Source organism: Cryomorphaceae bacterium (genome assembly GCA_007695365.1).
In the GTDB taxonomy this organism is placed as follows: Bacteria; Bacteroidota; Bacteroidia; order Flavobacteriales_D; family SKUL01; genus SKUL01.
This window is the reverse complement of record REDV01000062.1, coordinates 1-9,414: the sequence shown is the minus strand read 5'-3', so window position 1 is coordinate 9,414 and position 9,414 is coordinate 1. Positions and strand designations below refer to the sequence as shown.

The window sequence follows — 9,414 nt, the reverse complement described above, 5'->3', positions numbered from 1 at the left end:
GATTTACGACATCAACGGACAGTTGATCCAGAATGAAGGATTTGGCCACGTGGGCGACAGCGTAAGCCGACTGATTCACTTCAACAAGAACCTCGCTACAGGAATGTACATGGTTCACATCGTTGTGGATGGTGAGCGCTTTGCCACTGAGCGACTGATTGTGATGTAATCCACAAACCTGACAGCGTCCGGAGAGGATCTGTCAGCGTTTGTTGAAACAAATAAAGAAACCCCCGGCGAGTGATCGTCGGGGGTTTTGCGTTATCTTCGGCAGGGCTGCTGGTTATTTGCCATTCCTGCTGAGGCGCCTTACCAGTTCGTCTTTTTGGCTTCTTGAAACGGGTAGCTCGGTGCCATTATCAAGCATGACCATCCCTCCCTGGCCACGGATGTATCGTTTCAAATGCGCAGGGTTAATGAGGTAGCTCTGGTGAATCCTCAGAAAGTTGCAATCTTCAAGCATTTGCGTCACCTGCTTTAGAGTTTTGGATTGTAAAATTTTTTGACCATCGGCCAAATAGACTGTTGTGTAACTCCCGTCTGCAGCGCAGTAAAGGATGTCCTCAATTTTTACAAACTCCACACCGTCGGAAGTAGGGAGGGCAATTTTAGCAATGTTGTGGCGCAGAAAATTGAGATTTGAAAAAAGCACTTCAAGTTGATCACTTTTTTCACGTCGCTCAACCCTTTGCCAAACTTCGTCAACCGCGGCAATAAGATCTTCTTTGTTGACCGGCTTGAGCAGGTAATCGGCTGCGCTGTAGCGAAAAGCCTTTATGGCAAATTCATCGTAAGCAGTAACGAAGATTACTTCAAAATCTATTTTATCGAGACTTTGCAGCAATTCAAAACCATTCATCCACGGCATTTCAATATCAAGAAATACCAGGTCGGGTTTTAGTTCACGAATTTTTTCGAGGCCCTCTTTCGCGCTGTTGCAAGACGCTACTACCTCAATGCGCGGGCAGTACATTCCCAATTCCAGGGTGAATACCTCGGTGCTTGTTTTTTCATCATCAATCAATATGGTGCGAAGTTTTTCCATGACCATGAGGGGTTAATCATTTCGGTATTTGAATGGAAGACGGAGGGTGACCTTGGTGCCTGCCGCCTTACCATCATCATCATATATGTCGGTAATCTCTACGCTCGATTCTGCATCCTGAGATTTCATGCGCTTTTCAGAGATGGGTAAACCCATCGATTTTCTGGTGCTGATATCGCTTCTGATACTTTTTGATTTTTCTCTTCCAATACCGTTGTCTATGATTTCGCAGACCAAAAATGATTCTACCTTCGATAAAACAATGTTCAGTTTTCGATTGCTTTCTTTGTGCATCAACCCATGCCAAATGGCATTTTCAACGTAGGGTTGAAGGATAAGCGGTTGTATCACAATTTGGTCTGTATCCAATTCGGCTTCTGAACTGATTTCAAAATCGAATCCCCCGGAAAAGCGCGCCTGCTCAAGTTCAACGTAGGTTTTGAGCGTTGCAAGCTCCTCGCGCAGGGTGATAAATGGCAGGTTGGAAAATTGCAGAATGGAGCGGATAAGTTGTGCAAACTTGGTGAGATACCCTACAGCTTCTTCTTTCTTGTTTAGCAGGATGAAATGCTTGATGGAATTCAAGCTGTTGAACATAAAATGAGGGTTCATCTGAGCGCGAAGGAATTGCATTTCCATTTCTGCCAGTTGCTGGTTATAAGATGAAACCAATGCTTGTTCCTTCCTTACCGCATTGAGCCGCAACCTGAAAAACCCGAATACAACCAGCAGTAAAACCAAAGCCACCATCAGTTTAAAAATTGCGGTATCCCACCATGGCGGAGCGATGGAAACCGGCATACTCAGGTGATGAATCTCGCTGCCATCCATTGCCGACCGGATGCTGATTTCAAAATGGTAATCGCCCGGTGGCACATTCGTGTAGTAGGCGCGGTATTCGTTATCGGCCGATTGATAGGCCACATCGAATCCACGAAGCATATATTCCGACAGGTAAAAATCGGATGAAGAACTTTGGGTATGACTCCAGCCGATGATCAGATTATTCTGTTTGTGCTGCAGCGAAATTCCATTATTGAACTGTAAATCCTGAGCCAGGACATTTTTGCCGTCGGCTTCAAAAGTGTGAATAATAAGGTTGCCCGTGGTGTCGATGTGAAGTAATTCTTCGATTCTACCGTAAACGAGGTCGCGGTAGCCGTGTGAGGCAAACATTCCCGAGTCATTGATGAAAAACGGATTGTCGCGATACAATCGCGGTAGATTTTGCCGGTAACCGAAACGCGCCCGGCTCTTTCCTTCAGGATCGAAGCGCTCGAAACCAAGATCTGTAGAAAGCCAGATGTATCCTTCGGAATCCATTTGGGAGGTGTAGATATTGTTTGACACAATATCCTGTGGTTGAGAATATATGCGCAACACGTGCAAGTTATCCGATTTTCGTTCAACATGAATTACACCGTGAAGCGCTGAAGTGATAAAGGTTCCGTGGCTTGTCTCCGAGTAGCCGCGCATCGCCTTTATTTCCGGCGAGAAGTCACCGGTAAATTGTAATTCAATCAGTTCGTTGTTGTCGATGTCCCAATCAAAAACCGCTTCTTGTATGAGCAATATGACGCGGCTTTGTTCAAACAATATGTCTGCAAAAATTTCGGTGAACAAATCGGATTCTTTGGTTATTGATTTCGCATGTTGAGTGTCTGGTTTGATAAGATGAACAAAGTTTCTTCCGGCAATAAAGAGCCTGCCATCATCAGCAAATTTAATTTGTCGAATATCGTTGGGCAGTTCAGGAGGGATTCCACCGTAATTGGTCCAGTTGAATGGTAATAAATTTTTTCCGCTGTCATCGGTTTCAAACAATTCGGCACCGTTGTGGGTCACTACCTGGTTGTTTGGTCCGCGTACAAAATTCCCGTGTTCAATGGACCCCACATCTGAAGTAGTGTTCAAGAACGTCATGCGCTCCGTGAGCAGATCGAACAAAAACAGCTTCCCCGGCCAATTATAAGAGTTGGTGTAGTATAACGGAAGTTTCGGATGAAGCATTCCCCTGATGAAAATGAACTCTGGTGCCCCGTTCAATGATGTGGAGTTTTCAATATCAACTGCCAATTCAGGCCTGATAACCCGAAAACGATTGCTGGATGGGTGGTATTTCAGCACACCCGCACCGTTGGTACCGATATACAATTCTCCATGATGCGTTTCGTAAATGCATTCAATATGGGATCGGTTGATGTCAGCTTTTTCAATGTGAATTTCTGTAATTTCATCAAAATCGGGTTGAGCAAAAAACAACTGCCCGTTGCTTCCACCTATCCAATAGCCTCCTTTGGCCGACGGGCAAATAGAAACAGCTATGGCCGGGGGTGTTACCGGATCTTCGGCAAGAAACTCCATCTCCTTGGTGCGTAGATTGTATCGGTGGAAATCGTGCTTGTCCAGTTTAAGCAGCAAGTGATCCTCATCAATTGGCAAAACGCAAAGAATCAACTCATGGTGAATGCTCGAATTTACCAGTTGCTCAAATTCCATTTCGAGTTGCAGCACATTGCTTCCCGCATCAAAACTGTAAATTCTGAAATTTCCTACAATCCAGTATTTCAGGGAATCGCGCAAATCGGCGAAAATCTTACGTGCTTTGTTTTCCCTGAAATACCCATTTTCAGTTTCTGCTTCAAGCGGAAATTCTTTAAAGTCAGGTAAACTGTCAAGCGGGTTGAAACGGAGAATACTTCGTGGTCTTCCTGCAAGATAAAGGAAGTCGTTGTTGCGGTGGCGAATACCAGTGGTGAAAAATGTGGTAGGCAGGTTGGGGTGCGCATTGGGTGTAATGCGCTCGAAATTGTCGTGAGTGGGATTGTAAATGCTCAACCCTCCACCAATAGTTGAGCAGATAATTCTGCCGTCATCAAGTGGCATCAATCTGTAAACATGGTTGCTCGACAGACTCAATGAATCGTAAGGAAGATGGGTATAGTGTTTGTTTAAGAGCCCATCATGTCGGGTGAGTCCCGAAAATCCGGCAAACCACACAAACCCTTTGTTGTCTTCGGCAATGTCAAAAATCCAGTTAGATCCTACACCCTGTTGAAAGCTGAGGTGCTCAAACTCCATATATCGCTGCGCAAAGCCACCGCCAGAGCTGTACAAAACAAGGGCTGTACAGGTCAAATACATGATGATTAACCTGTAACAAGACAGCTTATGCAAGTTCACGATTTTGTTGGTCATTGTCGCTTGAGCGCCTGTGGAGTAATAAATGTTGACTTCTTCTTGAAATGGAATTGATTTGTATTATACCTTATTTAATGGTTACATGATTTCAAATCTACACATTGGAAACGATTCAGTTTGCCTCAATTGGTATTTGAGGGGTTTCACTTTGTAATTGGTAAAGGCTCTGCGAAACATGCCTCATACCTTGCAGTGAATAAAATCATTCAAACTAAAACCAATCAAAATGAAAGTATTTTGTATAAGGTTAGCGGCAGTTACCGGTCTGTTGTTCAGTATTTTGGTATTGTCGGGTTCGGTCTGTACAACAACAGCCAAAACTACCTCAACGAAGATGTCTGAAAGTTCAGAGTTCAGTTCTGACGAATTAAATGCCAATCAATGGGCGGATAACGCGCCCAATGCAACCAACTTTATTCAGAACAAAGGTCAGGTGCTCGACATGGAAGGCCAGTCTGCACCTTATGTGAATTATATGCTGGATCGAGGCTCAACCCAAATATTTCTGCTCGGGGAGGGCGGAATAGCCTGGCAGTTTCAGCAGATACATTACCCCGAAGGATATGCTGAATTGCAGGCTAATCGCGGGGGCGAAACACACGGTTTTGCAAGGAAAATAAAGGAACTGAATGAGCAGGTACGCACAGAAACCTTTCGCATGGATATGATGCTGGAAGGTGCCAGCCCAAATGCCACCATCAGTACAGAGGGCAAAAGCACCGACTACTTTAATTACTACAATGCCGGTGCATTGGAGGTACACCACTTTGAGCAGGTCACTTATCACGATGTGTATCCGGGTATCGACTGGGTGGTGTATACCGGCGAAAGCGGGATGAAGTACGACTTTATCGTGCACCCCGGGGCCGATCCAAACCAGATTAAGCTGAAGTTTAGCCATCACGAAGAATTGTACCTCGATGACGAGGGCAACCTTATTCACGGCAATCGGCTGGGCAGTTTCACAGAACTGGCACCTGTAAGTTTTCAGCAGGGGCGGGAAGTCCCCACTCATTTTATACTCGACGAGGACATTGTGCGATTCGAATTGGGGGAATACAATCCCAATGAAACCCTTACGATAGACCCCGCAAGGATTTGGGCCACGTATTACGGGGGAGGCGGCTTTGAAAATGGATATGCTACAGATGTAGATAACGAAGACAATGTATATCTCTCCGGAAGAACCTCATCTTCCAACAATATTGCCTCAGGAGGTCATCAGGAAACAATCGGTGGTTTTGAATCAGCCTTTTTGGTAAAGTTTAATTCTTCTGGCGTACGCCTCTGGGGCACTTATTACGGTGGAAGTAATGACGATGGAGTTTGGGAATGCGCTACAGATGGCAATAACAATGTTTATGTGGCAGGATGGACTTATTCTTCTGACAATATTGCATCCGGTGGTCATCAAAACACATTGGGCGGTGACGCTGACGCAATGTTGGTTAAATTCAATTCAGCCGGAATTTTACAATGGGCCACTTATTATGGGGGAACCGGGCAAGATTTTGCTGTGGGTTGTGCGGTAGCCAATGATGGCAGTGTGTACATGACTGGTGAGACCAATTCCGCGGATAATATTGCTTCCGGCGGTCATCAGAATTCTTTTGGCGGTGCCACAGACGCATTTCTTGTGAAATTCAACGCTATGGGCGTTCGGCAGTGGGGTACATACTACGGTGGAAGTGGAGAGGAGCAAGGGATGGGCTGTGGTACAGATGCATTGGGGAATGTGTACTTGACCGGATTCACAGGGTCAACTTCTGCCATTTCAGATGGAGGACACCAGAATACATATGGCGGTGGCTCAGAGGACGCCTTTTTGGTAAAGTTCAGTGCATCAGGTGCTCGGCAATGGGGTACGTATTACGGCGGAGTAGGCACGGACAGAGGTGTTAACGTGGCAATCGACAACGACCAAAACGTTTTTATGGCCGGAGCTTCAACCACGTTCTCTGGTCTGGCCAGCGGCGGACATCAAAATGTGAATAATGGTAGCTGGGACGCGCTATTAGTGAAGTTTGACCCTATGGGTGTTCGCCAATGGGCTACTTATTACGGAGGAAGTGGAGACGATCAGGCAAGTAGTTGCGCTATTGATGGTCTTGGAAACATATATTTCTCAGGTTGGAGTAGCTCGAATACCGACATCGCTTTTGGTGGATTTCAAAATTCCAATAATGGTGGATATGATGGCATTTTGGTCAAATTCACCAATTCGGGTGTTCTGGACTGGGCAACCTATTACGGTGGTGAAGATTGGGATTTTGGACATTCGTGTTCTGTTGATTCTGAAGACAATGTTTACCTGGTGGGCAATACCCCGGCAACTTCAGGTATTGCTTCTGGCGGGCATCAGAATGTGTTTGGGGGAGGGTTAAACGATGCCTTCCTCGTTAAATTCGAGGGTTCTGAGTCACCGCCTGCGCCATGTATATATTCGCTGGTAAACGGATTTGCCACAGCACCCACCGATGATGTTCCGGTAGTAGCTGCCACTTGCGCAAACACTGGTGGATACATCGAAATCAATAGCGTGGTTTCTGGTGAAAGCTACGAATTTGCCTCATCCATAACCACCGATTGGTTGGTACTTACCGATGATGAAGACAATGTGCTGTTAGAAGGAACCACTCCAATCAACTGGACAGCCACTTTTAACGGTACGGTGCATCTGCACATCAGCGAAGATTCCGATTGTAACACCGGCGGAGGCTGTCGTCAACCCACAATTACATGTACTTCCTGTGATAGCCCACCTTGCCTGCATCCAAACGAACAGGAATCTGTTTTCGCGCCTGCCGATACTACACCTTTTTTAGTTCCCGACTGTGTGTTTCCCGAAAATTACCTCACCGTGCTTGGTGTATCGCTCGACAAGACATACATTTTCTCATCTTCCATCGCCACCGATTGGTTTGTTTTAACAGACGATGCCAACAATGTGCTCGCAGAAGGCACAACACCTCTCACCTGGATGGCAACTTTCAATGGCACAGTTAGGTTGCATTTAAGTACAGATGCCGAATGCGGTGTCGACACTGATTGCCGGGAGATCACCATTCAGTGTACAACATGCCTTGCTTTTGCAAGTTGTGTGCACTCGATTAATATTGGAAATGTGTCCGCACCTACCAATTCATTCCCGGTGAACATCAGTACCTGTGTATTTGCCGGAAATTACAATACAGTCGATGATATTGTTGCCGGACAAACCTATGAGTTTACCTCGTCCGTCAGCACCGATTGGCTGTTGCTGACCGACGAAGCAAATAACCTGCTGACAGAGGGAACCACACCAATCAGCTGGACGGCAACTTATAGTGGTACAGTGCGGTTACATATCAGTACAAATGCCAATTGCGGAACCGAGGGATTGTGTCGCACAACTACTGTGGCCTGCACCTCCTGTCCAACACCGGATGGCTGTATTCACAACACGGCCTTTGGAGATGCAGTTGCTCCAACTGATGATGCCCCGCTGGAAATCACAAATTGCATATTTCCCGGTGAGTACAATACGATTACAGCTGTTGTTTCCGGAGAGACCTATCAATTCAGTTCATCCACCGGTACAGACTGGTTGGTGTTATCTGATGAAGATGACAATATTTTGGTAGAAGGCACAACGCCAATTATCTGGACAGCAGATTTCAGTGGTACCATCAAGCTGCATTTGAGCACAGACTCTGATTGCGGTATGGAGTCGCTTTGCCGCGAAACCATTTTACAGTGTACCAGTTGCTTCCTTGTATCGACAAGCTGTTGCGATGATCCGCTGTCTGGCCCCGGGTGTCCGCAATACCCGGATTGTGAGTTTGAAGTCTGCTCAAATGATGTGTTTTGCTGCGAAAATCAGTGGGATGTTTCTTGTGCAAGTATGGCAGCCATTCAATGTGGAATCCAGGAATGCACAGCAGCACAGTGCTCAGCCCCAGCGCTGGCAACCAGTTCCGTTGTCGATTGTGAAAACGGAGTATTCACACTCGCGCTTGATATCGGAACCGATGGCAATGCACAATTCTATGATGTGATTGTGGGGCTTCCTGCTTGCAATGAGGGGCAGAGCTCTGCAGGTTTCCCAAATGATCCCGCATGTGAATCGGCCATTTGCGCAGATGATCCTTTCTGCTGTGACAGCGCGTGGGATAGTATATGTGCTTCTTCTGCAGAAACAGAGCCTGCGTGTGATGGCTGTCTTGCTCCACAATTTACTTTTATTGGCTCGTTTACCGGAGGCACAACAGGTATTGTGATTGGCACTTTTACCATCGGTGAGGATGTACAGATCAGTGTGCTCCACGACTGGGACAGCGCTTGTGATCAAACCTTCTTTGCGGCTGCCGGCGATGTATGTGGATGTACCGACAGCAATGCGGTGAACTGGGATCCAACCGCTACCATTGATGATGGAAGCTGTGTACTTCCTCCTGCCAACGATGATTGTACAAGTGCCCAAACACTGAGTGTTGCTGCGTGGCCAGCTACCAGCAATACCTTGGGTACTTTAACCGGTGCCTTTGGCTCAGGTTTGCCAGCATGCTCAGGCACCAGTGGAGCAGACGTATTCTACAGCTTTAATGCCGCTACCACCAACCACTATATCATCAACCTGAATGCATTTGGCGGGTTTTCCGGAGCCATTGTTGAGCTTTGGGATGGCTGTAGTGGTTCATTGGTAGAGTGTTTTGCACCAGACCCAAGCACCGATTGCGGAGTTTCACAAGGTACTGGTAACCCCGGATTTCCGTCTGACCCCACCTGTGAGGCAGCCGTTTGTGCGCTGGATCCTTTCTGCTGTGACACATCCTGGGATGGACTTTGTGCAGGTACCGCACTGAATGACGTAGGATCAGCCTGCGATGGGTGTTTGGGTGGCGTTGCCGTTTTCCCTGCAATCGCGCTGGATCTCCCTGCTGGCGATTATATCTTGCGTGTACGTACAGCCTCAGGAGCGACCATTCTGGATGGTACAGGTAACTTCCTCATCGGCGTTCAGTCCTTCCCTGTTGCACAGGTGCAAGACAACCCCAGCAACCCGCTGTATGCCTGTAACCAAAGTGGATTCCAGCTGGAAGACATCATCGGTGCTTCACCGCAAACCATGTCTGCATTGTCAATACTCGACTACGAGTGGAAGATTGCTGAGATTGGTGGAGGTACCA

5 protein-coding genes are annotated in these 9,414 nt (G+C 46.8%); 3 read left to right on the top strand and 2 right to left on the bottom strand.

Translation table 11 applies throughout. The annotated features are described in order from the left end of the window. The coding region (locus tag EA392_04170) for a T9SS C-terminal target domain-containing protein (protein ID TVR40328.1) at positions 1–169 on the top strand (169 nt) is incomplete at its 5' end. Positions 170–283: 114 nt separating this feature from the next. Here the strand turns inward: EA392_04170 and EA392_04165 are convergent. Then, positions 284–1,051: a DNA-binding response regulator gene (locus tag EA392_04165; protein TVR40327.1), complete on the bottom strand. Its 768-nt coding sequence runs from the start codon at positions 1,049–1,051 to the stop codon at positions 284–286. Positions 1,052–1,057: 6 nt separating this feature from the next. Next, positions 1,058–4,243 (bottom strand): hypothetical protein, encoded by a 3,186-nt coding sequence (locus EA392_04160; GenBank protein TVR40326.1) that lies wholly within the window; start codon positions 4,241–4,243, stop codon positions 1,058–1,060. 129 nt (positions 4,244–4,372) lie between these two features. Between EA392_04160 and EA392_04155 the strand changes: the two genes are divergently transcribed. After that, the gene (locus EA392_04155) at positions 4,373–4,588 is read left to right on the top strand and encodes a hypothetical protein (GenBank protein ID TVR40325.1); all 216 of its coding nucleotides are present in this window, start codon (positions 4,373–4,375) and stop codon (positions 4,586–4,588) included. Continuing rightward, positions 4,581–9,414 (top strand): hypothetical protein (locus EA392_04150; GenBank protein TVR40324.1); only part of this gene is annotated, 4,834 nt, incomplete at its 3' end. The genes EA392_04155 and EA392_04150, both read left to right, overlap by 8 nt.